The sequence below is a fragment of the Paenibacillus sp. sgz302164 genome (genome assembly GCF_056120505.1).
In genome coordinates, this window is the sequence record NZ_JBVYOL010000030.1 from 21,863 (window position 1) to 48,135 (window position 26,273).

Sequence of the window (26,273 nt, forward strand, 5' to 3'; positions counted from 1 at the left end):
TCTTTACAACCCGCTCAGGTGAAGTACAATCATAGTTGTGCCTATGGTTAAGCGGACGTGTCATCTACGAATCGGTAAGGAACGGCAGCATGAAATTTACTATCCTGTTCATCTCATTTTTCGTATCGCCCGGATTACAGACGAGAAAAGTTTGCTGAATCAAGTCGAAATGGCGATTAACGCCAAAAACATGAAGTCCATTCAGTATCCGTTCATGCCGGAGGAAGGGATGCTGGAGGAGGCGGAGCTGAAAATTCACCAGGCTTCGCACGCCCGCTATTTTGAGGATTTCCTAAAATATGTAGAATATGAGCAATCGATGCCGGAAATTTTGCATGTTCAAGTGATGGGGCTTGTTCGGCAGCAGTTGGAGAGCCAGGACGAGCATTTGCCCGAGGAGCGGGAGGCGCGAGGAGATAGACATCGAGCTTTGGGCCGCCGGCGAAAAAAGGGAGCTTCAGGAAAAATGGACGCCCGTCCAGGTCATGGAAGCGGCGTCTTATTGGGTCGAACAAAAGCCTGATCTCGAAATGCGCATCAAGCTTGATCATATTCAGGTGAAGGCAGCTGAAGCCCGACGATCTTCATGAGGCGATCGAGCGAATAACCCGGGAAGAGGATGAACGGTAAGCTTCCCGTTTTACGGAGCTGCCAGCTGTCCGATATGTTGACGAATGATGGAGCAGGAGTAATCGAACTGCTCTTTTTCTTTTGCCGATAGGTTTAGCTCCAAAATTTCCTTGATTCCTTGCCGGGTGACGATGGCCGGCACGCCTGCGCATACGCCCGACTGCCCGTACTCGCCATCGAGAATGGCGGAGACGGCAATGATTTTATGATCGTCATTAAATACGGACCGGACGATATAGGCGATGGCGCTGCCGATGCCGTAGTGCGTCGAGCCTTTGCGGTTGAAGATTTCCCAGCCGGCATTTTTCGTCCGCAGGGCGATCTCTTCCAAATCCATATGCCCGAACCGGCCGGGATGCTGGGCGATAATGTCCAGAATCGGTTTGCCGCCGACGGTGACGTGCGACCAGCAGGGAAATTGGGACTCGCCGTGCTCGCCGAGCACATAGCCGTGAACGCTGCGGGGGTCGACGGGCAAATACTCCGACAGCAGCGTTTTCAGACGTGCCGAATCGATGGAAGTCCCTGTGCCGAGCACCCGGCTGCGCGGGAGCCCCGACAGCTTCCACACCAAGTAGGTCACGAGATCTACCGGATTGGAAGCCGCGACAAAAATGCCGTTAAACCCGCTTGCCATAATTTGGCGAATCATGGGCTCGTGAATTTCGGCCGCCGTATCCAGATGATCCAGACGGTTGCGGCTGTTCGGGGGATTGGAGCCGGCGCACAGCACGATAATATCGCTGTCCGCGCACTGCTCATAGGCGCCGGTATAAACTTTCGTGCGCGTATGGGTAAAGTCCATACAGTGCGACAAATCGAGCGCCTGGGCGTAGGCGCGGTCAGGCGTGCGGCCGATCAGCATGATTTCGTCGCAGACCGATTGATGGATCAAGGAGTAGGCGCAGCTTGAGCCTACATAGCCTGTTCCGACAATCGCGACTTTGCGCGGTTTGTTTCCCATGGCGATTCTCCTCCCGTCATATGTGGTTGCTATAATATATGTGTAGGAGTCAGGTTAGTGTGATGAAAAAGTTAATTTTTATTACACAATGAGTGACGAAATTACAACATCGGTTTTTCACTGTTCACAGTAGCTGTTCTCCTTGCTATAATTGAAAAGCTCTTATTAACATTTGGTAAATTAAAGTTTGGCAAAAGGGGAAAGGGGACAATGTCAGTGATTGTGGTTGGGGGAATGATCGGGCTGGGCAAAACGTCGGTAGCCACTTTGCTCGGAAAAGAATTGAATTCGGACGTTTTTTTCGAAAGTGTGGACGACAATCCGATTTTACCGCTGTTTTATACATCTTTGCCGGAAGAAATCGAGCGGAAACGGTATCCGTTTCTGCTGCAGCTGCATTTTTTGAATACGCGATTCAGAGCGATCAAAGCGGCGCTTGTACACAACCGGAACGTAATTGACCGAAGCATATACGAGGACTGGTATTTTGCAAAAGTTAACCATGATCTGGGGCGGATCAGCCAGTTGGAGTTTGATATTTATGAAGACTTGGCCGACAACATGATGATGGAATTGGCCGAGCTTCCGAAAAAAGCTCCGGATCTGATGGTCTACCTGAAGGCATCCTTCGAAACGGTCATACACCGGATCGGGCTGCGCGGCAGAAGCTTCGAACAGGATCAGTCGCTGGTGGATTATTACCGTCTGCTGTGGTCCGGATATGACGATTGGGTGATGAACTACTACAAAGCCTCCGACGTGCTGACGGTCGATATGGATAGATTCGATGTCGTCAACCGTCCGGAAGACGCTGCGAAGCTGGTAGCGGATGTAAAAGAGAAGCTCAAGGAATTGGGCATTGAATAAAAGCAATCAGGGCTGCCGGCGAGGGCAGCCCTTTCTCATGATTGGAGTGTATCCGATAAGGTGCAGGAAGCAATGCGGTAAAACGCTTTATTTATATAAAGTAGAAAAACCAGCTGAGTGTAAACAAGGCAAGCCATAAAAATGAACTGATCATGAGACCGTTTATTAAACCCCAAGCTGTGTTCGGATAATCGTTCATTTTATCATCACCCTTCGAAAAACTATTACCTATATAGTATGAAAGCACTTACAAAAAGTCTATGGTTAAATATATTCAGAATAATTAGAAAAATGATGCGAAAATAGTAGGAGCCGGCGACTAAATTCGTCTAGTTATAAAGTCCTGCAACAAAATGCGGCCCGCTATCGTTTTATGACTGGAAACCTCTTTTTTTGTTGCAATTGCGAGCGAAATGATTTATGATACATTATGTATCAGTCGCAATCGGCGGCTGAAGATAACACAAAGAATAGGGTGATCGATTATGCTGTACATTGTTTGCTATAAAGGTAAACCTCTGTGCTCACCGATATCCAAGTTAGAAGCAGCCGAGAAGTTGATGAAGTGGAGCCGTTCTTTTTCCAACCTCGAAATTATAGAAGTAAAACAGGAACTCGCGTCCGCATCCAAATAAGAACAGTGCAGTGGTCGCATACCTTGAACGAGAGTAATCGTTGAACCTCCTGAACGCCACCCGCGCGGGCCAGGGGGTTTTTGTCATGGCGGCACTATGCTACAGTGTAAACAGTACACTCGATATGCAAGCCGTGCAGCCGTTTAGGAGGAGCATCATGGGGAATGAAGGGAAAGCGTTAAGGAAAGCGGTCATTATCGGATCGGGGATCGGCGGCCTGTGCGCAGCTATCTGTTTGCGGAGAGCAGGCTTTGCGGCGGCGGTTTTTGACCGGCAGGAAGCTTTGTCCGAAATGGGCGCGGGGATTGTTTTGGGCGCGAACGCGATGAACGTTTTCAAAAGCTCGGCCTGGACGGGCAGGTTCGATCGGAGGGGGCGAAGGTCGGGAAGGCCGAGATCCGGACATGGGACGGCAAGCTTTTGACGGAGCTGCCCGTGTCGAAGCAAGCTGAAGCGTACGGAACGTACAGCTATCTCATTCACCGGGCGCGGCTTCAGTCCATTTTGTATCAGCAGGCGGTGCGGGAAGGTGTGGTATGGGCGAACAAAAAGCTTGTCGCGCTCGGGCAGGGAGCGGATTATGTGACAGCCCGGTTCGCGGATGGGAGCGAAGAAACCGGGGATGTACTCATAGGGGCAGACGGGCTTTATTCTTCCGTCAGACAGCAGCTCTTCGGCGCATCCGATCTTCGATATTCGGGATACACCGCGTTTAGAGGCATTGCCGCTTTCGGCGACCCGCGATACGAGATGGAGCGAGGCGGCGGTTTTGAAGCTTGGGGCCGGGGCAAGCGGTTCGGGTATTCCCATCTGGGCGACGGCCGCATTTTTTGGTTCGCCGCGATTAATTCGGCGCCGGGCAGCCGCGTGCCCTCCGGTGAGCGAAGAGACGCCGTCCTGCAGCATATGAAAGGATGGTACGGTCCGATTGAAGCGGTCATAGCGGCAACGGACGAGACGGCCATCCTCGCGCACGATATTTTTGACCGCAAGCCATTGAAACGGTGGAGCCGCGGCCGCGCAACTTTGCTAGGGGACGCCGCGCATCCGATGCTGCCCAATTTGGGGCAGGGCGGCGCGCAGGCGATGGAGGACGCCTGGGTGCTGGCGCAGTGCCTGCGGGCGGAACCCACGGACGCCGCGAAGGCGCTCATCGCCTATGAAAGGCTGCGCATTCCGCGAACGGCCCGGGTCGTTCGGCAGTCGCGCCGAATGGGGCGGCTCGTGCAGCTGGAAAACCGGGCTGCGCTGTACATGCGCAATTTGCTGCTGCGGACGATGCCCGCCCGCGTGCAGATGCGCCAGCTCGACTGGCTGCTTGGCTATGAGCTTTAATGCGAGATTTCGGACACGCTCGGAGGATGTCGGGTAAACGACTTGTAGGAGTGATCCAGGTACGGACAAATTTGTACAAAATTAAAATATTTAATTTATGAGAAAACATACAGAATAGCCGGGCGGTTTCGAATATAATAGAAGTAATAAATATGAATCGAAGAGGTGCTGCGCATGTACGAATCATCGGACATTCAAAATAACAAAGGCATGGCGATTGTGGCCTACATTTTGTTTTTCATACCGCTGCTGGCCGCCAAAGAATCGCGGTTTGCGATGTATCATGCCAATCAGGGGCTGACTTTATTTCTGGCCGCTGCCGCATCGAACATTGTGCTGGGTTTTATCCCGATCATTGGCTGGTTCTTGCTGCCAATCGCCAATTTGATCGTTGTCGCTCTGGCGATATTAGGAATTGTGGCCGCAGCGCAGGGGCAGGTCAAGCCGCTTCCGCTCATCGGTTCGTTTACATTGCTAAAATAGCCGGAAGCCGTTTGCGAGGACATACATACGAATTGAATAGAAGAGCCGTCTTTGAATCGCTATGACTCAAGGACGGCTCTTTTTTGCTTATTTTCTAACTCAGTCTCGATAGCTGGGCGACCGTTCGTTCAATATATAGCTATATTTTTTACGTTTTGTGAATTTCCAATAAAAAACTTGTCTATTTTTTGATAAAACTGTGAATAAATAATGAACAAAATCAAAAAGTTGTGGTATACTATAAATATAAAGCACTTACATTTCTCGTTTGGAGTGATTATAATGACGACAAGAACAGCAACTGAAAGTATGGATAAAGACGTAGCGCGCCTGGTGAGATTGATGACCGTAGCCTCTTGGGTACTGCTTGGCATCGGGGTACTGCTTAGCCTTTTCAGTCTCAATCAATTCAATGATTTCAACACCCCACTGATGGTCGGCATCGGGTTCATGGTCGGCAGCGTATTTGTTTATGTGATTCGTACGGCTATTCATTTGGTTCATTCGCAAAGAACTTCCCAATCGGAATGAGACGGAATCATAGTCAAGTTTCCGGCATATTTAAAGCCCTTTAGGTGAAAACTTAAAGGGCCTTTTCCGTTTTTATATCATTAAATTGACACATTTTCGTGCAGGTGGTACTTTCTCTTTGATTTGATTCCACATTTTGGGAGGAAGCTGTGCGAAAGAAAGTGATGATAGTTTCTGCGCGCGGTAAATATAAGGGCGAGACTCATTATGAATTTAATTATTCAAATCATGATCATAGCAAATCCGTTACTCGTTCTCAGATAAAACAAAAAAGGTATACAATTCAAAATATACTTTAATAGCCAGGTTGTAAGCGAAGACCACACCGGCAAAGAGAACAACTTCTTGTTGGAAAAAACGTTTAGTCCGTAGAATCAAAGAGATTATAAAATCTCGTTTGTGTCGGACGATGGCGATGGAGGAACGAATTATCCAATTAGTGAATTGGTTGGAACGGTACCGAATTGATTGTTCATCAATTCGGTCGGGCTGTTGATAAAGGGGGACGACCCGGTGCTCGGTGAAAGACAAGCAATCGGTCGACAGGCGGTCAAGGCGCGGCAACAGGGGCGGTCCCCCGTCGTGTGGCGCAACAAATGCGCCGGAAGAGAGCTTGATTGGGAAAGGGCGGCTGCGCTCCCAATTAGTACCCCGGCAAAAGCAATGCACCGGTTGAACTCTTGGTTGCAAAACCTAGGTACTGGCGTGCAGGCAACCTGCAATAGTCAGGCTGTTGAGAACCCTCACAAGCCCGAACCGTTAATACGATCTGACTGGCCGGGCAGGGAAAGCCTGCAAACATACATCTTTTTACTCATTGATACTCCGGCCACCTCTTTTCGCAGAAAAAACTATATTAATCCAGGCTGTTCGAAAACCGGGTAACTATCGATGGCCACAAACTGCCTGGTTGCATGAAGAAAACCTGCAAAAGTACATGAATTTATACCCTTGAGACGCTTGCCTCGAAGAATTCCTGCAATTGTTCAGGCTTTTCGCCGCGATCATGGACGCAGCTTCACTTTCAGAGGAAATTCCTGCACAATCGCAGGTTTTTCATCAAAATAGACCAATTCCACAGAGAAAACCTGCACTTTTGCAGGTTTTCACCTGCTGGGCCGCCTTGTCCCACCCACTTCAGTTTCGCAACCGTGTAGGAGAGGGCGTGGCCCACTCCAGTTTCGCGACCGTGCAGGAGAGGGCGTGGTCCACTCCAGCTCCACAACCGTGTAGGAGAGGCGCGGCCCACTCCAACTCCGCAAATCGTCGTTGTTCTTGACCTCCCTGGTCTACATTGTAATACTCCTCAATAATTCAACAAATCCTAAGTTTAAATATGAAGTCTGAAGAGGCCGTTTTAAATTCATAATCACTTTAATAAAGTCAACGAACGTTTTGTGACATTTGTTTTACATTAAAACGTCTATCCTTTGACGTATTTGTTAAGTAGGATGTACTTTATGTTGTAATTTGATATCTTTGGAATAGTAAAAGTGAAGAAAGGGCATATTATTTCATTGCTTTCGGACATGCGGATAGGGAGGATCACGAATGGAAAAAACGAAAAAATGGATAAGGACAGCATTGCCGCTTGCAATCATATTGATGATTGTCTTGCTGACAGGCTGCAGCAGTCAAGCGATGGTGCTGGATCCGAAAGGGCCGGTCGGCGCGAACCAAAGAGATTTGATCTATATCTCGACCTTGCTCTGCGCCATCATATTGGTGCCGGTGCTCGTGTTGACGGCATGGATCGTGTGGCGGTACCGCGACAAAGAGGGGAACAAAGCCGCATACCAACCGAACTGGTCGCATAGTACTGCGCTGGAGACGATATGGTGGTCCATTCCGATCGTCATTATTTTGGCGTTGGGCGTAGTCACTGTCAAATACACGCATGCGCTTGAGCCGTCTAAACCGTTAGCATCCGCCAAAAAGCCGATTACGGTTCAGGTGACTTCGTTAGACTGGAAATGGCTGTTCATGTATCCGGAGCAAGGCATCGCGACAGTCAATTACTTGCAAATTCCGGAAGGAACGCCGGTCAAATTCGAGCTTACTTCCGATGCGCCCATGAACTCGTTCTGGATTCCGCAGTTGGGCGGACAAATCTATACGATGTCAGGCATGGCGATGACGCTGTACCTGCAGGCTGACGAGCCCGGCCATTATTTCGGCACAGGGGCCAACTTCAGCGGCGAGCATTTTGCGGATATGACTTTCGATGTGAATGCAACCTCCCAGCAGGATTTCGACACTTGGGTGGCGGAAGTCAAGAAAACGAACCCGGGTCTTTCGAAGGAACAATACGAGGCGCTGGCCAAGCCGGCAAAATCGACGCAGCAATTCTTCTCTTCGTTCCCGGACGGTTTGTTCCAGTACATCGTAACGAAATATACGCCTAACGGTGAGGGTGGACACAGCATGCACGGGGGTTCGGAGGCTTCCAATGCAGCGAAGGATAAAGTTGTCGACGAAGTGAAAAAGCCTCAAAAGGCTGATTACGAGATGCACAACGATCAATCCGAACATAAGGGCCATACGGGTCATTAAAGTTGACTTAAACGAAAGGAAGTCTGCACATGCTGGATAATATCAAACAGTTTGCCTCAACGTTTTTCGTGACCGGCGACCCCATGATTCTCGGGGCGCAGGTCAGCATCGCGCTGGCGATGGTGGCCATCGTCTTCGTGCTCACGTATTTCAAAAAATGGGTCTGGCTATGGAAAGAATGGCTGACGAGCGTCGATCATAAAAAAATCGGGATCATGTACGTGATCTGCTCGATTATGATGTTGTTCCGCGGCGGCGTCGACGCCCTTCTGATGCGTCTCCAGTTGGCGATGCCGAACAATCAGTTCCTCCAGGCTGAGCACTACAACCAGATTTTTACGACGCACGGCGTCATCATGATTTTGTTCATGGCCATGCCGCTCATGTTCGGTTTGTTCAACATCGTAGTGCCGCTGCAAATCGGCGCGCGCGACGTTGCTTATCCGTTCCTGAACTCGCTCAGCTTCTGGATGTTTTTCTGGGGCGCCATGCTCTTCAACGTATCGTTCGTCATCGGCGGTTCGCCGGATGCCGGATGGCTGTCTTATCCGCCGTTGTCCGAAATGTCGCACAGTCCCGGCGTAGGGGAGAACTTCTACATCTGGGGCATCCAGATTTCCGGTATCGGCAGTTTGGCGACGGGGATCAACTTTATCGTTACCATCATCAAAATGCGTGCGCCGGGCATGGGCCTTATGAAAATGCCGATGTTTACTTGGTCTGTGTTTTCAAGCTGTATCACGATCATCTTCGCCTTCCCGATTTTGACGGTGACGCTTGCGCTGTTGTTCCTGGACCGCTTCCTTGGCGCGCATTTCTTTACGCTGGACGGCGGGGGCAACCCGATGATGTATATCAACTTGATCTGGATGTGGGGACACCCCGAAGTTTATATCGTCGTCTTGCCGGCTTTCGGTATATTCTCCGATGTCGTGGCGACTTTCGCCAAGAAAAAGCTGTTCGGATATTTGTCCATGGTTTTCGCGATGTTGGTGATCAGCTTGCTTTCCTTCTTTACTTGGGCGCATCACTTCTTTACGATGGGCTCGGGCGCAGATGTCAATGCCTTCTTCGCCATAACGACGATGGCGATCGCCATACCGACCGGGGTCAAAGTATTCAACTGGCTGTTTACGATGTTCCGCGGCCGCATTCGCTTTACAACGCCGATGATGTGGACGATCTCATTTATTCCATGTTTCGTGATCGGTGGGATGACCGGGGTGCTGCTGTCCGTAGCTCCCGCAGACTTCCAGTTCCACAACAGCTACTTTCTGATCGCTCACTTTCACCAGGTTCTTATCGGCGGCGTAGCTTTCGGTTATTTTGCAGGGCTGTCCTACTGGTGGCCTAAAATGTTCGGCTTCAAGCTTAACGAGCGCCTTGGCAAATGGGCGGTCTGGCTGTGGAATATCGGCTTCTATGTTTGTTTTATGCCGCAGTACTTCTTAGGTTTGGACGGCATGACACGCCGTACGTATACGTACGATTTCGATATGGGCTGGGGACCGCTGAATCTGGTTTCGACCGTCGGCGGCTTCCTGATGGGGATGGGCTTCCTGTTCCAAGTATGGCAAATCGCGCACAGTATCAAATTCCAGGAACGCGACACGACAGGCGATCCTTGGGATGGACGGACGTTGGAATGGTCGATTCCTTCGCCTGCGCCTCTCTATAACTTTGCAGAGCTGCCGCAAGTTCATCACGTGGACGATTGGTGGGAACGCAAGCAAAAAGCGGGCGGCACTATAAAGCGCACTGTGGCCGCGCATTACGAACCGATTCATATGCCGAAAAATTCGGGCATTCCTTTTATCAAATCGGCGCTTTGGTTTTTTGCCGGCTTCGGTTTCGTATGGGATTGGATGTGGCTGTCCATTCCGGCCTTGATCGGCATCGCCATTTGTATGATAGCGCGCTCGTTCTCTTATGACACCGATTATTACATTCCGGCTGACGAAGTAAAACGTACGGAAGCCGCGTTGAAAGGAGCGAACGTTTAATGGCACAGACAGCTGCGCATTCCGCACACGGTCACGGTCATGACCACGAGCATCACGATCATGAATCGCTGAAGACGTTCGGATTCTGGATCTTTCTGATTACGGACTGTATTTTGTTCGGATCTTTATTTGCAACGTACGTAGTTTTGCACGCTAACACCAACGGCGGACCGACAGCCAAAGAGCTGTTCGAAATGCCGGGCGTTATCGCCGAAACGTTCATCCTGCTTACAAGCAGCTTCACGAGCGGCCTCGCCGTTCTGGCGATGCATAAAGGCAACACCAAGCAGTTGATCGGCTGGCTTGCCGTAACTGTGCTGCTAGGGGCTTCGTTTATCGGGCTGGAGCTTACCGAGTTCGTGAAAATGGTGGGCGAGGGCGCTACGATCAAGACGAGCGCATTTTTATCTGGCTTTTTCGTACTCGTCGGTACGCACGGTCTACACGTTTCGGTCGGTTTGATCTGGATGATCGGGTTGATGATTCAATTGAGCAAAAGAGGCATTACGTCTGTCACCAAGCGTAAGGTCGAAGTTATCAGCTTGTACTGGCACTTTCTCGACGTCGTGTGGATTTTCGTATTCACGGTCGTTTACTTGATGGGGGTGATGTAGGATGAGTCAAAAAGCAGGTTCGCACGATCATCATGCATCCCATGGGTCCATAAAATCGTATACTACAGGTTTTATTCTTTCCATCGTGTTGACCATCATTCCGCTCGTCGTCGTGATGAATCACATGCTTTCCAAATCCGCCACCGTGGCGCTTATTATGGCGATGGGCGTGCTTCAGTTCGTGGTTCAGCTGTACTTCTTTATGCACATTAAAGAAGGCGAGAATGCGCGCTGGAATATAATGGCGCTCCTGTTCGGCGTCATCATTCTGTTAACGGTCGTTGCCGGTTCGATCTGGATCATGACCTACAATCAGGTTGCGCATTAAAATTGATCTGCTCATGCATAAAGATTCCATTTGCTCGGCAAATTAAAGTTATTCACCTAGAAGGAGTGATATTTAATGGCGAGCAACAGCAACACACTGGTCGTTCAACAAGCAAAAGCGGCATTGGAACAACTGAAGTATGAAGTCGCACAAGAGCTGGGTATCCAAATTCCTCAAGACGGGTACTATGGATACATGGCTTCGCGCGATACTGGCGCAATCGGCGGACACATTACCCGCCGGCTTGTTCAAATCGCCGAACAGCAATTATCGAGCTTCAGACGCTAGACGTCTGAAAGCAATACAAAAAAGACTGAATCACCGTCCGAGGTGATTTCAGTCTTTTTTTGTATTTGCAGCGGAAGCGCGCGGCATCAGTCCCGTGTTCTAACGGACGAATCCGATAAATTCCGGGGACCGCAATTTGCCCCTCCTCGTCCAGCCGCGCGTTTTGATGCTGGCCATCAGGACCGGTTCCATATAAGCGAAATGCTGATCCTCTTTGTAAGCGAACCGCTTTTTCAAACTGTCGAGCGCCTTCTTTTGTTCCGGAGCGAGTCCGGTCTCGATCAAGCCGACGGGCGTCGGATAGCCGGAGGCAGTGTCTATGGATGCCTGCAAAGCAAAATCCCCTTTGCGGACCCCCGTTATATAGACGTCGGCATACGTCCAGTTAATGACCTTTTGCCACGCTTTCGATCGTTTGCCTGCCGTATATTTCGTTCTTTTCGATTTGATGACGATGCCTTCAAGGCCGCTGTTTTTAATTTGCTCGAAGTATTCCGCCGCATTCCCTTCGTGATATTGAACTTTTTTATAAGCTTCGTTGTCGGTAAAAGACTTTTCCAACAGCTCCTTGCGCTTCAGCAAAGAAAGCGGAGTGACGTCGACTCCGTTGTACCGGAGCACATCGAACGCGTAAAAGATAGCCGGAGTGCGGTCTTTTCGCGATAAGAGCCGGGCGGACATCGCTTCGTAGTCAGGCTTGCCCTGATGATCTTTCATAATCAGCTCGCCGTCAAGCACAGTTCCCTCGGGAATCGGGCAATTATGTAGTTCGGGGAACTTATGCGTAATATTGATGCCTGTCTTCGTGTACACCCGGAGTCCGTCGACGCGCGAAACGATGCAGCGAATCCCGTCCAGCATCGCTTCCGCAATATGGTAATTACTGCCCAGCGGTTCACGATGAACAGCGGTTTCAACCAACATCGGAGAAATGAACATAGTATCCTCACCCATATTCATGGTACAACGGGAAGCGCGGTTTGGGTAATGGGAGTTGAAGGGAAGTCTGCGTCCGGCGGGCGATCTTTTTCGTGCTTTTGCCTCGAACGTAACATAGATCACCGCCTGCAATCGTACTATATATCAGCGGGGTGATCTATGATGAAGCGTACCGACGAAGTCATCAGTTTGTCAGAGCGCTTTGGCGCGCGTAATTATCGGCCTCTTCCCATTGCCGTCGCATCGGCTTTTGGCGTGTGGGTGGAGGATGTAACCGGCCGCAAATATTTGGATATGCTGAGCGCCTATTCGGCTCACAATCAAGGCCACCGCCATCCGGCGGTCATACAGGCGCTGAAGGATCAAGCCGACAAGTTAACCCTTACTTCCAGAGCATTCCATAGCGAGGTGCTGGCAGATTGGCTCGAACATTTGGCTTCTTTGTCTGGCAAAGAGCGGGTACTTCCGATGAACACGGGCGCGGAAGCTGTCGAAACCGCGGTGAAAATCGCCCGCAGGTGGGCCTACGACGTCAAGGGAGTACCGCTCGACCAGGCGGAAATAATCGTGTGCGAGGGCAATTTTCACGGGCGTACGCTATCTGTGACTTCTTTTTCCACGACTGCCGAGTATATGCGGGGTTTCGGTCCTTTTACACCGGGTTTCCGCGTCGTTCCTTACGGAGATGCGGCTGCGCTGGCCGGGGCTATTACCCCGAATACGGCCGCTTTTTTGGTTGAGCCGATTCAGGGCGAAGCGGGCATTCGCATACCGCCGGCAGGTTATTTGCGGCAGGCGGCGGAGCTGTGCAGGCAGCACAATGTGCTGCTGCTGGCGGACGAAATCCAAACCGGATTCGGCCGGACGGGCAAACTGTTCGCCTGCGAGTGGGAAAATGTGCAGCCGGACATGTATATGTTCGGAAAAGCGCTGGGCGGAGGGGTATTGCCGATTTCCGCGGTATGCGGAGATGCGGCCGTTCTCGATGTGCTCGATCCGGGCTCGCACGGTTCCACTTTCGGCGGCAATCCGCTCGCTTGCGCGGTGTCCATCGCCGCGATGAACGTTATCATGGACGAGAAGCTGCCCGAAAGATCGCTGCAATTGGGCGATTATTTGCAGGAGCAGCTGCACAAAAAGCTGGCGCATTCGCGCATCCGCGAAATACGCGGCAAAGGGCTTTTTATCGGGATCGAATTATCCGAGGAAGCGCGGCCCTATTGCGAAAAGCTGCTTGACGCCGGCATCCTGACCAAGGATACGCACGTAAATACGCTGCGGCTGGCGCCGCCGCTCATCATTACGCAGGATGAAATCGATTGGGGCGTCGAACGCGTCGCGCAAGTGTTGAATGCGAATTAGGAGGAGGCGGTGCGGCAATGATTCCATATCGTCCGGAGCCATTGACGAATTTTCAGGACAGCTCCAGCGAGCAGGCGTTTCAGCTTGTTATGGATCAAGTGAGCGGGGAGCTGGGGCTCGAGGTTCCGCTCATTATCGGCGGCGAGCGGATCGCGACGCAGCGGCAAATCCGCTCGATCAACCCTTCCGACCGGCGGGAAACGGTCGGTTTGGCCGCGCAGGCGGATGAGCCGTTGGCCGACCGGGCGATCCGCGCGGCCGCGGATGCTTTTGCGTCATGGTCGCGGGTGACGCCGGAGGCAAGAGCGGCCGCGCTGCTCAAAGCCGCGGCGCTGCTCAGGCGGCGCAAGCACGAATTTTCGGCTTGGCTGCTGCTCGAAGCCGGCAAGAGCCGTGCGGAAGCGGACGCGGATACCGCCGAAGCGATTGATTTTATCGAATACTATGCAAGGCAAGTAGAGAAGCTGGAGCAGCGGGCCGCCGGGGAACTCGTATCGGCGCCGGGCGAGATCAACCGGCTGACATACGTTCCGCTCGGCGTCGGAGTTATTTTGTCTCCGTGGAATTTCCCGCTCGCCATATTGGCGGGCATGACAACAGCCGCGATTGCTGCAGGCAACACGGTCGTCGTCAAACCGTCCAGCCTGACGCCGATCGTCGCTTACAAGTTCGCGGAACTGCTTGAGGAAGCCGGGATTCCCGACGGCGTCGTGAACTATTTGCCCGGTAGCGGCGAGGAAATCGGCGATTTCCTCGTTTTGCATCCGCTGACGCGCTTTATTTCCTTCACCGGCTCCAAGGAGGTCGGCCTGCGGATAACGGAACTGGCCGCCAAAGTGACGCCCGGGCAAAAATGGATCAAGCGCTACGCGGCTGAAATGGGCGGAAAAGACGCGATCATCGTCGATGCGGATGCCGATTTGCAGCTCGCGGCCGCAGGCATCGTCAGCTCGGCGTTCGGCTTTTCCGGGCAAAAATGCTCGGCTTGCTCCCGTGCCATCGTGCACAAAGACGTATACGACGAGGTGCTGGAAAAATGCGTCGCCCTGACCCGGCAGCTGGCGGTTGGAGACGTGCGCAGCGCGGCTCATTTTACCGGTCCGGTTATCGATGAACGTAGCCAGCGCAAAATCGCGCAGTATCTCGACATCGCGAAGCAGGAGGGGAGGATCGTGTCCGGCGGCTCGGTCATTGCGGGGGACGGTTTTTTTGTCGAACCGACGATTGTCGCCGATGTGCTTCCCGAAGCGAGGATCATGCAGGAGGAAATATTCGGGCCCGTGCTCGCTTTTGCCAGGGCGGAGAATTTGACCGAGGCGCTGCGCATCGCCAACAGCACGGAATACGGGCTGACCGGCAGCATTTATGCGCGGAACAGAGCATCTATTGAAAGAGCGAAAGCCGAGTTTCATGTGGGCAATTTATATATTAACCGCAAATGCACCGGCGCTGCGGTAGGGGTGCACCCTTTTGGCGGCTTTAATATGTCGGGTACGGATTCCAAGGCCGGCGGTCCGGATTATTTGCTGCTTTTCACGCAGCTTAAGCTCGTTTCCGAGTTGCTCTGACCGGCGGGGAAAGGAGGGCTGCGCATGGTCATGGACGCTTTCCTTCGCCGCAGCGTGCTCGGCATCGCCAACAACCGTTTCGTCCGCTCGTGGTTCCGAAAGTATGGGCTTTCCTACGGCGTAAGCCGATTCGTCGCCGGAGAAACGCTGGAGGCGACTGTGGGGCAGGTGAAAAGGCTGAACGAAGCGGGGTTGTGCGCCACGCTGGATCTGCTCGGAGAAAGCGTCTATGACGCACGCCTTGCGGAGGAAGCCGCGGCGGGCATTTTGTCGACGCTGCAAGCCATAAACACGGAGAGGCTGCAATCCCATATTTCCGTTAAACTTTCGCAACTCGGCATTGGCATGGATTACGGCACCTGCCTGAATCATATGCGCGCCATTTGCCGGCAGGCGCAGCAATACGGCATTTTCGTGCGGATCGACATGGAAGATTCGACGCTTACCCAAACGACCGTCGACCTGTTCCGGGAACTTGCCGCGGAATTCGGCTGCAAAGCGGTCGGTCTGGTCATTCAGGCGTATTTGTACCGTTCCGAAGCCGACGTGAGGGAGCTGGGCAAAATGGGCGCCAATCTGCGGATCGTGAAGGGCGCCTACAAAGAGCCTCCCGGGCTCGCTTTTCCCCGTAAAAAAGACGTCGATGCCAACTATTTGCGATTGACCAAAAAGCATATGCTTAACGGCTGCTACACGGCCATTGCCACGCACGACGAACGGATGATTGAGCCGCTCAAAGCTTTTGCCGCCGCCGAGGGCATAGAGAAAGATCAATTCGAATTTCAAATGCTTTACGGCATATGCCCGGGGCTGCAGCGCCGGCTTGCCGGAGAGGGATACAAAGTAAGAGTGTATACCCCTTACGGCGGTCAATGGTACCCGTATTTTACCCGGCGCATAGCGGAACGACCGGCCAACCTGTGGTTTGTGCTGAAAGGAATGCTCAGAAAATAGCGGAGGTGCTGCTCCATGAATCCGGGATTGCACCCGAATGTTGCGATCATCGGCGTCCCGATGGATTTGGGCGCGGACCGCAGAGGGGTCGATATGGGACCGAGCGCGATCCGCTGCGCGGGACTCGAAGCGAAATTGGCAAGCATCGGCTATCAGATGCAAGATTGCGGGGATCTTATCGTACGGAGGCACGCTGCGGCGCAACCGGCCGTTGCGGCTGCGGGAGCAGGCCCCGGCCCTGGTCCTGGTCCGGGCAATCTCAAATATTTGGATGAGATTGCGAGAGTGAATGATGAGCTGCATCGGCTCGTAGCGGATGTGATCGGGCAGGGTAAGTTCCCGCTCGTTCTTGGCGGGGATCACAGCATTGCCATCGGCACGCTGGCCGGCGTCAGGCGGCATCATGAGGAGATCGGCGTCATCTGGTTCGATTCCCATGGCGATGTGAACACCGCAGCGACTTCTCCTTCGGGCAACATTCACGGGATGTCGCTAGCCGTTGCGCTCGGATTCGGACATTCCAAACTGGTCTCTATCGGCGGTTCCTTCCCGAAAGCAAAGCCCGAGCACGTCGCCATCGTCGGCGCCAGATCGCTCGATCCGGGCGAGCGCGCTTTTTTGCGGCAGCACGGTATTCTGGTGTACACGATGCATGAAATCGACCGGCTGGGCATGTCCCGCGTCATGGAACAGGCAATCGAGCATGTGTCGCGGGGGACGACCGGCGTGCACCTCAGCCTCGATCTGGACGGACTCGATCCGGGCTATGCTCCGGGAGTCGGTACTCCCGTGCCGGGAGGCATTACTGTGCGCGAAAGCTTTTTGGCGATGGAGCTGCTGTCGGACGCCGGGGTGCTCGTCAGCGCCGAGTTCGTGGAGGTGAATCCCATTTTGGACCACCGGAACCAGACGGCCCAATTGGCGGTCTCGCTCATCGCCTCTTTGTTCGGCGAACGTATTTTGTGAGATAAACCTCTATCGAGGTCTTTCGAAGATGAGCGACCGCGTTTAGAGGTAGGTTTATTCGCCAATAAGAATGCAGTTCTTCACGCTTTAGCGCTGTAAAGAACTTAAACATTTTTATGTGGTAAAATATGGTTATAATGATTCTTTCCTTTGATTTTTTGGAGTGAGTTGACTATGATGGTCGTAGTACAAATTCAGGTTACGCAGATTGATATGATGAAGCTTGGGAGACGTGATTGTATGTCGAAGGTTGTTCTTAACTAATCAATTTCATAGGAGGCACCATGCGTTTGGCCCTGCCGCGCTACCCGTCTGCCCATTTTGGCAGTGTGAAAGTGCGAAGCGTCAACCATCGCCCTCTTGAAACTAGTTAAGAACATCGGGATCATATCGTCTGCAAAAGCTTTTTGCGCCGAAACGGACCGTGCTCTTGTGAGCACGTTTTTTTTCGCCTTGGCGGAAGGACTCTTTTCGGAGGCCGTGCGTAAAAAGTTCCGAACCGGGAGCGGAAGATGAACGCGATTCGTTCATTTTCCGCTCTTTTTTTGTACCTGTTTTTGTGCATACCCCCGAAACCAAGGGGTCTATCCGATAAACCACGGATTGGGCATGCGCAAAAGTAACTGTGTCGGAGAGAATCCTAGAAGGAGGCAAACGGAAATATGAATTTTGATGCAACGAACCGGCTTGAATACGAAAAAGTGAAGGAGCATTTGGCGGAATATGCCCGCACTTATTTGGGACGCGGACACATAAGCAGGCTGCGGCCGCTCACGGACATAGCCGTCATCCGCAGGCTGCTTAGTGAAGCGGAGGAAGCGCTCAAGCTGATCGAGCACGGGGCCAGCGTTCCGCTCCCGTCGCTTGAGGGCATCGAATCGATCGCTGACGGGTTCGGTAAAGGGTTCCTGCTGTCGGTCGGCGAGCTCAGCCTGATCGGCAGATTGCTCGAAAGCACCGACCAGCTCAAACGGTTTATGAGCAGGAAAACGGAAATTGCGCCGAATGTCGCTTCTTATGCGCTTTCCTTGCACGAGCTGCGGGAAGTGCGCGAAGAGCTTGAGCGCTGCATCCGCCACGGCCAACTGCTTGATCAAGCGAGTCCTGAGCTGGCCAAAGTCCGTAAAAAAATCGTCATCGCCGAGCAGCGGTTGAAGAAAAAGCTGGAGGGTGCTCTGCAGCGCTATCGCGCCAGTCTGCAGGAGCATGTCGTCAGCATGCGCGGCGACAAATATGTCCTTCCGGTCAAAAAGGAGCACCGGAAGCTGGTTCCCGGCTCTGTCCTGGACGAATCGGCCAGCGGGCAAACCGTCTTCGTGGAGCCTGCCGACGTCGCTGCGCTGACATTCGATCTCAGCGCGCTCCGCGCCGAGGAGAGCCGGGAGGAAATGAAAATTCTCGGCTCCCTGACGGACTTGGTCGAGAGCCGCAGCTACGAGCTGGGAATCAACCTGGAGACGATCGGTCATTATGATTTTTTGTTCGCCAAAGCGCGGTACGCCTTGGTGACGGATGCGCGTTCCGTCGGCTTGAATGAAGACGGTTATGTCCGGATTTGCCAAGGTCGTCACCCTTTGCTGGGGAAGCGGTCGGTGCCCCTGGACTTCGAGATCGGTACGGCGTACCGATCCTTGATCATTACCGGGCCCAATACAGGCGGAAAGACGGTTGCGCTCAAAACCGTCGGACTGCTTGCGATGATGGTGCAATCGGGATTGCCGGCGCCTGCGGCTGAAGGCAGCTGTTTCCCGATTTTTGATCGCGTGTTGGCCGATATCGGCGACGGGCAGAGCCTGGAGCAATCGCTGAGCACGTTCTCGTCGCACGTCAAGAACTTGATCCGCATTTTGCGGGAAGCGGGTCCTTCCACGCTGATCCTGCTCGATGAGCTGGCGACCGGGACGGACCCCGGGGAAGGCATCGGCCTATCCATTGCCGTGCTTGAGGAGCTGCACCGCAAAGGCGCCACGATCGTGGCCACGACGCATTTTAACGAAATCAAGCAGTATGCGGAAGCTGCGGACGGCTTTGAAAATGCCAGAATGGAATTCGACCTGGACACGCTGCAGCCGTTATATCGGTTGAAAATCGGCGAGGCGGGGCACAGCTACGCTTTTCAGATCGCCGCGAAGCTCGGCATGCCGCAAGCGATTATCGACCGATCGGCTGCCATCACATACAGCGGCGGAAAGGGGAGCGGGACGGGGCTCATATCGCTGGAAGCCGCGCTGCAGCGGAGTGCCGCCGATCAAAGCGGCGCTGAACGGAGCGGCCGGCAGAGCCCGGCAAGCGGTTCAGCGCCGGGAAAGCATAAGCATGCCGGCAAGCCTGGGGTGTCCCCGTTCGAAATCGGGGACTGCGTCTGGATCCGTTCGTTGAAGCGCACGGGCATCGTATGCGAACTGCCTGATGAAAGAGGAAACGTCGTGGTGATGATACAAAAAGAGAAGGTGAAAATCAATGTGAAACGATTGTCGCTTTATATCGAAAAAGAACAGCTGTATCCGGCCGACTACGACATGGATATCGTCTTTGAATCCAAAGAAGTGCGGAAAAAACGCAAAATCATGAGTAAACGCCACGATGAGACGGCAACCATTATCCATCCGCCCCAGACGGATTGACACGCCCTCCCCTGGCAAGGGGCCGCGCATCGTGTTTGGAGGCGGCCCCGCATCGGCGTGGCGCGGGGGGCAGCCCGCCCGAGATCTGCGGGAAATCCTCGCGTCCGCCCGTTTCCACCCAAAAAGCCTGCGAAAATACAGGCTTTTTTGATGGAAACGGCTCGTTTTGGGGAAAAGCCTGCGATCGTGCAGGAATTTCCGCTGTGGAGGGGGCTATGCCTCAAATTTCAGCAAAAAACCTGCAGATTTGCAGGAATTTTTCGTGGCAAGCGTGCTAACGAGCAAAAAACTGTATTTTTGCAGGTTTTCCCCCAACGCTGCCAAGTAGATGTGATGCTTTCTTGGAGTCTTTCCGATGAACTCAGCAGAATGTATGTGTATGCGAGATGGGGCTGTCCCGAAAGTCAATTGATGATTTTCTATTCCCCACTTGAAATTTCATCAAAAGAGAGGGCTTCATCCTCCACTTGGTAGTGGAATTTGAAGTCGTTTTGCTCGACTTTCGGGCTTTTCCGGTATTGGCAACCCGATGATTCCGGTGAGCAAAAAAGCAGCTCCGCCCGCCAGACCCCTGGCGTGAGGGTGCCGCCTCCCCGCAGCGTATTGGCTGTGCACAAGCCGTCTCCCCGCAGCGCGTTGTGCGCGGCCCCCGCGGCGCACAGCGCCGGCTCCGGCCCGGGCGAGCACGCTAGGCCCGCGGTCCCTCGCGCATCGTTCCGCAGCCCTCAACCGCCGCGTCAAAAAGACGCCTCCCCGCTTGCAAAAGAAAGCGGGCGGAGGCGTCTTTTCGCACCACTCGGGCCAACTCGCGCGGGTGGCGGCTCCTTCGACTTAGCAGCCGCCTTCGTTATTTTTGCGCTGCTTCGTTGCTTGCTTGGCGTCTTGCGCGGCTTTTTCGCCGAATTGATCCAGCCGGGAAGGGCTGCTTGCAGGGCCGTTGTTTTTTGGCGAATTGTTTCTTCCGCTCATCGTTTATCACCTCCAATGGTACAGGTTTTGCAAATGGCCAGCGATTCATGCAGGACTTTGCACAAAACTGTTGTCAACCCGGCATACGATATGATACATTATGTATCAATGGTACAAAATGTATCGTAACGCGCATCACAGTTTGGACATGCCTACAATAGGAGAACGGGGAGGAGCCGAATGATCCGCCGAAGCCAACGATTTCGCAACCATCTCGATGATAATCTTGTTCACCTCCACAAAAATTTGTACATCAGTCCGTCGGATCCGCTCTATTATGAGAAAGTTATCCGCTACCTGGACGCCAATTCGCCGGAAGCTCATTACAAGCTGGGACAGAAGTTCCAAATCAACGGGAACCGGAGGAGGGCGATTTTCCATTACAAACAAGTGTTGAGAACGTATCCGTCGCCGTTTTACTCAGCCGCCAACCGGGCTCTGCATGAGCTGGATCAAGCGCAGCCCGCCCGTCTTGCAGCGGAAGATGTAGGGGAGGAGACGCCCAAACGCGGTATGTCGTTCTTGCCTTCCTTTATGAAAACGCTTCTGATCGTGCTGCTTGTGCTGAATTTGCTGCTTATCGCTTTATTTTTCGGGGACCGCCCGGTCACCAAAACCGTATCCGCGATGATGCATTGGGGCGTCGGCAGCGAAGTTACGTATGAGACGGTTGACGTTCCTTATGTGATTTATCTTGCTCCGGCAACCGACCTCAAGGAGATTGAAACGATTTTGCACAAAAAAGCGTTGAAACTCGGCAGCGAACATCCTAATCAAAACGTGCTTCTTTACGGAATTGCCTCATCCGATGCGAACGATCTCGGAAAGACACGCCTCCTGTCGAACGGCGAGCTCGCCAAAAGCGCCTTCGTCATAGCGGAATACCACCCTGCAACGGATCAATCGGTCAAAATCCGGTTTCTGAATGCGGAATATGAAAAGCACCAGCCGCTCAGCGCGATTGGTGCTAATTTAGTTCGGACGGCTTTGCAAAATTATAAGGCGGATTACGGCAAAAGCCCTGACACGGTCGCCCGGCTGCTGCAGGATTATCCGAATAATTATTTGAGCTTTATTCCGTTGGAAACGTATTCAGGAAGCAATGCAGTCCAAGGAACGTATGACGGGCATGGAGGCTGGGTGTACGATCCTTCGGCAGAGCAGGCGGAAGCTATGTTTTTTGCGAATGTACCTGCCGGCAGAACTGTTCCTTACGAACCGATGCTTATCGAAGTCAGCAAGGACGATCACCGTCTCAGGCTGTTAAGCGGAGCAGTGCTGCTATGGGACACTGCCATCGGCCTGGGAGCGGGCGGCAGTACGCCGGAAGGCAGCTTTCGGGTGAAGGATCGCGTGCTGGAGCCGCTTGGAACGAAACAGCATGTTTACGGCGCAGCGGGCCTCGGGCTCGGTCAAATCGCTTTGCACGGCACTTATGACGAAAGCTCGATCGGCAGCGATAAATCGTTAGGCTGTGTCCGGCTGTCCAACGGGGATATGGTGCAAATATATAATTTTGTGCCGAAAGGAACCGAGGTGCGCATAACGGCAAAATCAAGCGCCGAACGATCCGGCGGCGGCGCCCGGAATACCGTCGACCCCGCTTCGCTTGTTCCAACGGAATTGACCCGGCCGGATGAAACGCCCGAGCATATCGTTTTTCATTGGCTGGGCTAGCGCGTACCCGTCGTAACCCTTTTTTGTCACAAAAGAAAGAGCGGCTTCGTCTTGTAAATGAAATCGAATATTTCCGTACAGGAGGAATCGCGGATGAAGGAAAGAATGGACTACAAAGAAGAGTATCCGGAAGCGTTTCAAGCTATGCTCGGGCTGGAGCAGTTCGTCAGGAAGAGCGGTCTGGACCCATTGCTGCTGGAATTGATCAAGCTGCGGGCTTCGCAGATCAACGGCTGCGCCTTTTGCCTGAACATGCACGCCAAAGATGCAAGAGCATACGGGGAGACCGAGCAGCGCATTTATTTGCTGAACGCCTGGAGGGAAGCGCCGTATTATACGGCATCCGAAAGGGCGGCTCTGGCATTGACCGAGGCTGTCACCCGAATTTCCGAAGCCGGCGTGCCGCAGGCGGTTTACGATGAAGCGAGAAAGCATTTTGACGGCAAGCAGTTTACTGCGATTTTGATGGCCATTAATGTCATTAATAGTTGGAATCGTTTGGCGATTGCGACAGGCATGATGCCTGAATAATTAACAGGCAAGAAAAGTAAAGCAGCCGACGTCCTTAGCATGAAAACTGCAAAGGGCATCCGGCTGCTTTTTAGTTTACTATATTAAATTTTCCGGATTAAGCTTCTCCAGTTCCGGAATGACGAACCGGCCGTCTTTGCGGATAAGTACGTCATCGAAATAAATTTCGCCGCCGCCGTATTCCGCACGCTGGATGAGCACCATGTCCCAATGCACGGAAGAACGGTTCGTGTTATCAGCTTGTTCATAGGCTTGGCCGGGGGTAAAATGGATGCTGCCGTCGATTTTTTCGTCGAACAAAATATCTTTCATCGGATGCTGAATATGCGGGTTGACGCCGATTGCGAATTCGCCGATATAGCGCGCGCCGTCGTCGGTATCCAAGATTTCGTTCAGCCTCTTCGTGTTGTTGCTCGTCGCTTCGACGATCCGGCCGTTCTTGAAACGGAGCACAATGTTTTCGAACGAGGACCCGGAATAAATCGTCGGCGTGTTGTAGCTGATAACGCCGTTAACCGAATCCTTCACAGGCGCCGTGTACACTTCTCCGTCCGGAATGTTTCTACGGCCCGAGCAGGGAACGGCGGGGATATCCTTGATCGAGAACGAAAGATCCGTGCCCGGAGAAACGAGCCTCACCCGATCCGTGCGGTTCATCAGTTCAACGAGCGATTCCATGGCATCGGCCATTTTGCCGTAGTCCAGATTGCACACCTTGAAGTAGAAATCTTCGAACGCTTCCGTGCTCGTGCTCGCGAGCTGCGCCATCGACGCGTTCGGGTAGCGCATCACGCACCACTTCGTGTTGTTGATGCGTTCATCGAAGATCGGACGCTGAAAATGTTTTAAATACAGCTTCATTTGCTCTTCCGGCACATCTGACGATTCGGTGATGTTGTCCCCGCTGCGGACGGCAACGTAAGCGTCCATGGCCCGCATCCGGACGAGCTCGAATTCCGACCACTGCCCGAACTGCTCGGCGGTTCCTTGCATTTGCAGACTCCGCGTGACGGCGGGATCGCGCAGCTCGATAAACGGTTTTCCGCCTGCGGCGTACACTTCCTCAATTAAGCATTTTGCCAATTCGGGGTCTTTGACACCGATCATTTCGATCAAAATGTTCTCTCCTGGCTGAAGGTCTACCGAATAACGAATAATGTTTTTGGCAAAAGTTTGCAGTCTCGGATCTCTCATACGAAAACTCTCCTCTGGTTCAATTGCGTTTTCTCAAATTATACCTTATTCCTGCGAAGGATGCGAATTGACCATTGGATATTTATTGCAAAGTGTCTGGGTATGCTACAATATAAGGAAGCTTGCAGGATGCTTAGGGGAGCTTCGCGAATAGGGAGGGAGCAAAAGCAGCATGGCGAGAGAACAGATCAAAGTGCCGTACGGCTATGAGCCGCCGGTTCAAACGCGAAGAGGCACAGTGCTCGTTATGGAAACTTTCGAGGATTGGCTCGAGGAGGATATGCGGTCCATTACCGCGTGGGCGGAGGAGCGGAAGTTTGCCAGAGTTATTTTATATCCGCAGCATGAAGAAACGCTTCGCAGAATGGGCATTCCATGCGAGGTGCCGTATTTCGCCAGGGTCAAACAGCTGGAGGCGCTGCTTGAGCATGTGCCGGCGAACATCCGGGCGGAGGTGGACCGCTGGGAAGGGAAGAGGAAGAAGTATACGCCGATCGACACATCGCTTCACTTTTTAACGGATAAATATGTGGGCCCCTTTTTCGTCGCGATGAGCGACCGGTACGCCAATGTGTTTGTCACCTATGCGTCTTTTGCGGAATGGATCAAGAAGGTGCGGCTCGTCGTCCAGCTTAAGTATCGCGTTCCCTTGAACGGGAAGCTGGAGCAGTACGCCTCAAGATGGGAAGCGGTGGAGTGACCCGAGGAATTTGTCCGCTTCGCCGGATAAATAGACTCGATAGACTCGCAGACAGGCAAAAAGACACTCGAACCGCAACAACGATGCTGCGGCTCCAGTGTTTTTTTATTGGCGATAAACGCGGCCGCTCATCACCTGCTTAGTTGAATGATTGCGCTGCTCGCGAATGATCCGTCATGTACCGCTCCGTCAAAATCGTCAGCATATGAATACCGATCTCGTTCTCGCCGCCCTCCGGAATGATGATATCCGCGTATTTTTTGGAAGGCTCGATGAAAGCGTCGTGTATCGGCTTCACGGTCGTTAAATATTGATCGAATACGGACTGCAGCGTCCGGCCTCTTTCGTTAATGTCGCGGGATAACCGCCTCAAAATGCGGACATCGGGGTCGGTATCGACGAATACTTTAATATCCAGAGCCCCCCGCAGCTCCTCGTCCGTCAGGACATGAATGCCTTCGATCAATACGATCGGTTTCGCTTCAATGTGGAGCGTCTGCCCGCTTCTGTTATGCTCCGTAAAATCGTACACCGGAATATCGACCGCATGACCGCTTTTAAGCTCACCAAGATGCTGGAGCAGCAAGCGGTTCTCGAAAGCGTTCGGATGATCGTAGTTCAACCGTTCGCGCTCTGCAAAAGTAAGATCGCTATAATGACGATAATAATTATCCTGCGAGATAAGCGCAACGTTTGCGCCGCCTAATTTGTTCATAATCGAACGGGCAACCGTCGTTTTTCCCGACCCGGTGCCTCCGGCAATTCCGATAACCAGCATGAAATGTATTGCCTCCCCAAGTGACTTAAGCTCTTCTGCGAATAGTTTAACATAATGATTGCATTTTGAAAAAGAAAGTCACCCTATATTGGCAAAACCGATGCACAGGAAAAAAGCGATCGTTAGCCGATCACTTTGTCCGTCTCGCACGTATTTATCTGACTTGCCGCGGCGTGTGGGACTTCTCCTGGTTCGCTTCCAGGTCTTGACCCGCCTGATGGAGCTGCTCCAGCGTCTGTTGAATTTGCGGGCCAAACTGCTCGTTGTCAAACGCTCGCAGCTGCCCCTGGGCGTCCACGACCTGCTGTCTGGCTTGAACGACCGCCGCCTGAGCGGACTGGATCGCCTGCGGATCGGCCTGCAGGATAGCGGTATGCAGATTGTACTCCGCTTTTTGGGCGAGCAGAATCGCTTTTTCCGCGGCCTCCTGGGCGTGGCGAATCGGTTCCTGCTGATGATTGGTGTTGGTCACCGGTATAAGCCTCCTCACATGTACGCATTGAATTGTCGTTTTGCAAAAACTCCCATTACTACATTGCTCCAAACCCCGGGAAATCATTCCCGTACGAGGAAATTGTTTTTATTTCCTGGGCAAGCGCAAAAAATGATAGCACTTCTACTTTTTCGACATCATTTGTCTGAAAATTCCGAACAGAAAAATTATTCAACTGTTTTTCCTTTACATGCGCGGTAAATAAAAGTAGACAAACGGATTGCTAGTTTTATAAGCTAGAGGCATGCGCTCTTTGAGAATGGTATTTTGTGGCAAGCGAAAACAGA

The 26,273-nt window shown here is 52.7% G+C and carries 23 protein-coding genes and 2 pseudogenes; 19 read left to right on the top strand and 6 right to left on the bottom strand.

From position 1 onward, the window contains the following. Positions 1 to 121: 121 nt before the first annotated feature. Positions 122 to 563 (top strand): annotated as a pseudogene (locus AC0LWT_RS32985) (DUF3900 domain-containing protein); the annotation flags it as partial. Between the two features lie 77 nt (positions 564 to 640). Here AC0LWT_RS32985 and AC0LWT_RS32990 read toward each other — a convergent pair. Then, entirely contained in the window at positions 641 to 1,594 is a 954-nt protein-coding gene (locus tag AC0LWT_RS32990) for an L-lactate dehydrogenase (protein WP_474685552.1), read from the bottom strand. Positions 1,595 to 1,804: 210 nt separating this feature from the next. Between AC0LWT_RS32990 and AC0LWT_RS32995 the strand changes: the two genes are divergently transcribed. The 9 genes and pseudogenes from AC0LWT_RS32995 to AC0LWT_RS33035 all read left to right on the top strand — a co-directional run bounded on the left by AC0LWT_RS32995 (position 1,805) and on the right by AC0LWT_RS33035 (position 11,231). Further along, on the top strand, positions 1,805 to 2,461 hold the full coding sequence (locus AC0LWT_RS32995; protein ID WP_474685554.1) for a deoxynucleoside kinase: 657 nt from the start codon (positions 1,805 to 1,807) through the stop codon (positions 2,459 to 2,461). 854 nt (positions 2,462 to 3,315) lie between these two features. Beyond that, positions 3,316 to 4,431 (top strand): annotated as a pseudogene (locus AC0LWT_RS33000) (FAD-dependent monooxygenase); the annotation flags it as partial. A 174-nt stretch (positions 4,432 to 4,605) separates the two neighbouring features. Beyond that, positions 4,606 to 4,914: a DUF4870 domain-containing protein gene (locus tag AC0LWT_RS33005; RefSeq protein ID WP_474685556.1), complete on the top strand. Its 309-nt coding sequence runs from the start codon at positions 4,606 to 4,608 to the stop codon at positions 4,912 to 4,914. Positions 4,915 to 5,196: 282 nt separating this feature from the next. Further along, positions 5,197 to 5,445, top strand: a complete 249-nt coding sequence (locus AC0LWT_RS33010; protein WP_474685558.1) for a hypothetical protein — start codon at positions 5,197 to 5,199, stop codon at positions 5,443 to 5,445. Positions 5,446 to 6,996: 1,551 nt separating this feature from the next. Then, complete coding sequence (gene cyoA, locus AC0LWT_RS33015; RefSeq protein ID WP_474685560.1) at positions 6,997 to 7,998, top strand: ubiquinol oxidase subunit II; 1,002 nt, start codon at positions 6,997 to 6,999, stop codon at positions 7,996 to 7,998. A 29-nt stretch (positions 7,999 to 8,027) separates the two neighbouring features. Further along, positions 8,028 to 10,001, top strand: a complete 1,974-nt coding sequence (locus AC0LWT_RS33020; RefSeq protein ID WP_474685562.1) for a cbb3-type cytochrome c oxidase subunit I — start codon at positions 8,028 to 8,030, stop codon at positions 9,999 to 10,001. Then, positions 10,001 to 10,615: a cytochrome o ubiquinol oxidase subunit III gene (cyoC, locus tag AC0LWT_RS33025; RefSeq protein ID WP_474685564.1), complete on the top strand. Its 615-nt coding sequence runs from the start codon at positions 10,001 to 10,003 to the stop codon at positions 10,613 to 10,615. Before AC0LWT_RS33020 ends, cyoC begins: the two co-directional genes overlap by 1 nt. A 1-nt stretch (position 10,616) precedes the next feature. Further along, entirely contained in the window at positions 10,617 to 10,943 is a 327-nt protein-coding gene (cyoD, locus tag AC0LWT_RS33030) for a cytochrome o ubiquinol oxidase subunit IV (RefSeq protein WP_474685566.1), read from the top strand. Between the two features lie 75 nt (positions 10,944 to 11,018). Next, on the top strand, positions 11,019 to 11,231 hold the full coding sequence (locus AC0LWT_RS33035; RefSeq protein WP_474685568.1) for an alpha/beta-type small acid-soluble spore protein: 213 nt from the start codon (positions 11,019 to 11,021) through the stop codon (positions 11,229 to 11,231). Positions 11,232 to 11,330: 99 nt separating this feature from the next. On the opposite strand, the gene AC0LWT_RS33040 is transcribed toward AC0LWT_RS33035, so the two are convergent. Further along, positions 11,331 to 12,170, bottom strand: a complete 840-nt coding sequence (locus AC0LWT_RS33040; protein WP_474685570.1) for an ATP-dependent DNA ligase — start codon at positions 12,168 to 12,170, stop codon at positions 11,331 to 11,333. 162 nt (positions 12,171 to 12,332) lie between these two features. On the opposite strand from AC0LWT_RS33040, the gene AC0LWT_RS33045 reads away from it, so the two are divergent. The 6 genes from AC0LWT_RS33045 to AC0LWT_RS33070 all read left to right on the top strand — a co-directional run bounded on the left by AC0LWT_RS33045 (position 12,333) and on the right by AC0LWT_RS33070 (position 20,118). Beyond that, positions 12,333 to 13,532 carry an ornithine--oxo-acid transaminase gene (locus tag AC0LWT_RS33045; RefSeq protein ID WP_474685673.1) on the top strand — a complete coding sequence of 400 codons (1,200 nt, stop codon included), beginning with the start codon at positions 12,333 to 12,335 and terminating at the stop codon, positions 13,530 to 13,532. Between the two features lie 17 nt (positions 13,533 to 13,549). After that, positions 13,550 to 15,100 (top strand): L-glutamate gamma-semialdehyde dehydrogenase, encoded by a 1,551-nt coding sequence (pruA, locus tag AC0LWT_RS33050; RefSeq protein WP_474685572.1) that lies wholly within the window; start codon positions 13,550 to 13,552, stop codon positions 15,098 to 15,100. Positions 15,101 to 15,124: 24 nt separating this feature from the next. Continuing rightward, on the top strand, positions 15,125 to 16,054 hold the full coding sequence (locus AC0LWT_RS33055) for a proline dehydrogenase family protein (RefSeq protein WP_474685573.1): 930 nt from the start codon (positions 15,125 to 15,127) through the stop codon (positions 16,052 to 16,054). Between the two features lie 15 nt (positions 16,055 to 16,069). Next, positions 16,070 to 17,020 carry an arginase gene (gene rocF / locus AC0LWT_RS33060; protein ID WP_474685575.1) on the top strand — a complete coding sequence of 317 codons (951 nt, stop codon included), beginning with the start codon at positions 16,070 to 16,072 and terminating at the stop codon, positions 17,018 to 17,020. Between the two features lie 662 nt (positions 17,021 to 17,682). Further along, positions 17,683 to 19,644 carry an endonuclease MutS2 gene (locus AC0LWT_RS33065; protein ID WP_474685577.1) on the top strand — a complete coding sequence of 654 codons (1,962 nt, stop codon included), beginning with the start codon at positions 17,683 to 17,685 and terminating at the stop codon, positions 19,642 to 19,644. Between the two features lie 150 nt (positions 19,645 to 19,794). Then, positions 19,795 to 20,118, top strand: coding sequence for a hypothetical protein (locus AC0LWT_RS33070; RefSeq protein WP_474685579.1), 324 nt, complete (start codon positions 19,795 to 19,797; stop codon positions 20,116 to 20,118). A 357-nt stretch (positions 20,119 to 20,475) separates the two neighbouring features. Here AC0LWT_RS33070 and AC0LWT_RS33075 read toward each other — a convergent pair whose 3' ends face one another. Then, positions 20,476 to 20,613 (bottom strand): hypothetical protein, encoded by a 138-nt coding sequence (locus tag AC0LWT_RS33075; RefSeq protein ID WP_474685581.1) that lies wholly within the window; start codon positions 20,611 to 20,613, stop codon positions 20,476 to 20,478. A gap of 180 nt (positions 20,614 to 20,793) precedes the next feature. Between AC0LWT_RS33075 and AC0LWT_RS33080 the strand changes: the two genes are divergently transcribed. Further along, positions 20,794 to 22,290: a L,D-transpeptidase family protein gene (locus tag AC0LWT_RS33080; RefSeq protein ID WP_474685583.1), complete on the top strand. Its 1,497-nt coding sequence runs from the start codon at positions 20,794 to 20,796 to the stop codon at positions 22,288 to 22,290. A gap of 93 nt (positions 22,291 to 22,383) precedes the next feature. After that, positions 22,384 to 22,821 (top strand): carboxymuconolactone decarboxylase family protein, encoded by a 438-nt coding sequence (locus AC0LWT_RS33085; RefSeq protein ID WP_474685585.1) that lies wholly within the window; start codon positions 22,384 to 22,386, stop codon positions 22,819 to 22,821. Positions 22,822 to 22,899: 78 nt separating this feature from the next. Here AC0LWT_RS33085 and AC0LWT_RS33090 read toward each other — a convergent pair whose 3' ends face one another. Continuing rightward, positions 22,900 to 24,015, bottom strand: a complete 1,116-nt coding sequence (locus AC0LWT_RS33090) for an aminopeptidase (RefSeq protein WP_474685587.1) — start codon at positions 24,013 to 24,015, stop codon at positions 22,900 to 22,902. A 172-nt stretch (positions 24,016 to 24,187) separates the two neighbouring features. On the opposite strand from AC0LWT_RS33090, the gene AC0LWT_RS33095 reads away from it, so the two are divergent. Further along, entirely contained in the window at positions 24,188 to 24,715 is a 528-nt protein-coding gene (locus AC0LWT_RS33095) for a hypothetical protein (RefSeq protein ID WP_474685589.1), read from the top strand. 139 nt (positions 24,716 to 24,854) lie between these two features. Here the strand turns inward: AC0LWT_RS33095 and udk are convergent, their stop codons facing one another. Together udk and AC0LWT_RS33105 are read right to left on the bottom strand one after the other, a co-directional pair. Beyond that, the gene (gene udk / locus AC0LWT_RS33100; protein ID WP_474685590.1) at positions 24,855 to 25,493 is read right to left on the bottom strand and encodes a uridine kinase; all 639 of its coding nucleotides are present in this window, start codon (positions 25,491 to 25,493) and stop codon (positions 24,855 to 24,857) included. A gap of 154 nt (positions 25,494 to 25,647) precedes the next feature. Continuing rightward, complete coding sequence (locus AC0LWT_RS33105; RefSeq protein WP_474685592.1) at positions 25,648 to 25,965, bottom strand: hypothetical protein; 318 nt, start codon at positions 25,963 to 25,965, stop codon at positions 25,648 to 25,650. Between the last annotated feature and the right edge of the window lie 308 nt (positions 25,966 to 26,273).

Excerpts from the sequence above, each read along its gene's own strand:
- AC0LWT_RS32990 (WP_474685552.1), bottom strand. The coding sequence starts at position 1,594 with ATGGGAAACAAACCGCGCAAAGTCGCGATTGTCGGAACAGGCTATGTA.
- AC0LWT_RS32995 (WP_474685554.1), top strand. The coding sequence starts at position 1,805 with ATGTCAGTGATTGTGGTTGGGGGAATGATCGGGCTGGGCAAAACGTCG.
- AC0LWT_RS33005 (WP_474685556.1), top strand. The coding sequence starts at position 4,606 with ATGTACGAATCATCGGACATTCAAAATAACAAAGGCATGGCGATTGTG.
- AC0LWT_RS33010 (WP_474685558.1), top strand. The coding sequence starts at position 5,197 with ATGACGACAAGAACAGCAACTGAAAGTATGGATAAAGACGTAGCGCGC.
- cyoA (WP_474685560.1), top strand. The coding sequence starts at position 6,997 with ATGGAAAAAACGAAAAAATGGATAAGGACAGCATTGCCGCTTGCAATC.
- AC0LWT_RS33020 (WP_474685562.1), top strand. The coding sequence starts at position 8,028 with ATGCTGGATAATATCAAACAGTTTGCCTCAACGTTTTTCGTGACCGGC.
- cyoC (WP_474685564.1), top strand. The coding sequence starts at position 10,001 with ATGGCACAGACAGCTGCGCATTCCGCACACGGTCACGGTCATGACCAC.
- cyoD (WP_474685566.1), top strand. The coding sequence starts at position 10,617 with ATGAGTCAAAAAGCAGGTTCGCACGATCATCATGCATCCCATGGGTCC.
- AC0LWT_RS33035 (WP_474685568.1), top strand. The coding sequence starts at position 11,019 with ATGGCGAGCAACAGCAACACACTGGTCGTTCAACAAGCAAAAGCGGCA.
- AC0LWT_RS33040 (WP_474685570.1), bottom strand. The coding sequence starts at position 12,170 with ATGTTCATTTCTCCGATGTTGGTTGAAACCGCTGTTCATCGTGAACCG.
- AC0LWT_RS33045 (WP_474685673.1), top strand. The coding sequence starts at position 12,333 with ATGAAGCGTACCGACGAAGTCATCAGTTTGTCAGAGCGCTTTGGCGCG.
- pruA (WP_474685572.1), top strand. The coding sequence starts at position 13,550 with ATGATTCCATATCGTCCGGAGCCATTGACGAATTTTCAGGACAGCTCC.
- AC0LWT_RS33055 (WP_474685573.1), top strand. The coding sequence starts at position 15,125 with ATGGTCATGGACGCTTTCCTTCGCCGCAGCGTGCTCGGCATCGCCAAC.
- rocF (WP_474685575.1), top strand. The coding sequence starts at position 16,070 with ATGAATCCGGGATTGCACCCGAATGTTGCGATCATCGGCGTCCCGATG.
- AC0LWT_RS33065 (WP_474685577.1), top strand. The coding sequence starts at position 17,683 with ATGAATTTTGATGCAACGAACCGGCTTGAATACGAAAAAGTGAAGGAG.
- AC0LWT_RS33070 (WP_474685579.1), top strand. The coding sequence starts at position 19,795 with ATGGAAACGGCTCGTTTTGGGGAAAAGCCTGCGATCGTGCAGGAATTT.
- AC0LWT_RS33075 (WP_474685581.1), bottom strand. The coding sequence starts at position 20,613 with ATGAGCGGAAGAAACAATTCGCCAAAAAACAACGGCCCTGCAAGCAGC.
- AC0LWT_RS33080 (WP_474685583.1), top strand. The coding sequence starts at position 20,794 with ATGATCCGCCGAAGCCAACGATTTCGCAACCATCTCGATGATAATCTT.
- AC0LWT_RS33085 (WP_474685585.1), top strand. The coding sequence starts at position 22,384 with ATGAAGGAAAGAATGGACTACAAAGAAGAGTATCCGGAAGCGTTTCAA.
- AC0LWT_RS33090 (WP_474685587.1), bottom strand. The coding sequence starts at position 24,015 with ATGAGAGATCCGAGACTGCAAACTTTTGCCAAAAACATTATTCGTTAT.
- AC0LWT_RS33095 (WP_474685589.1), top strand. The coding sequence starts at position 24,188 with ATGGCGAGAGAACAGATCAAAGTGCCGTACGGCTATGAGCCGCCGGTT.
- udk (WP_474685590.1), bottom strand. The coding sequence starts at position 25,493 with ATGCTGGTTATCGGAATTGCCGGAGGCACCGGGTCGGGAAAAACGACG.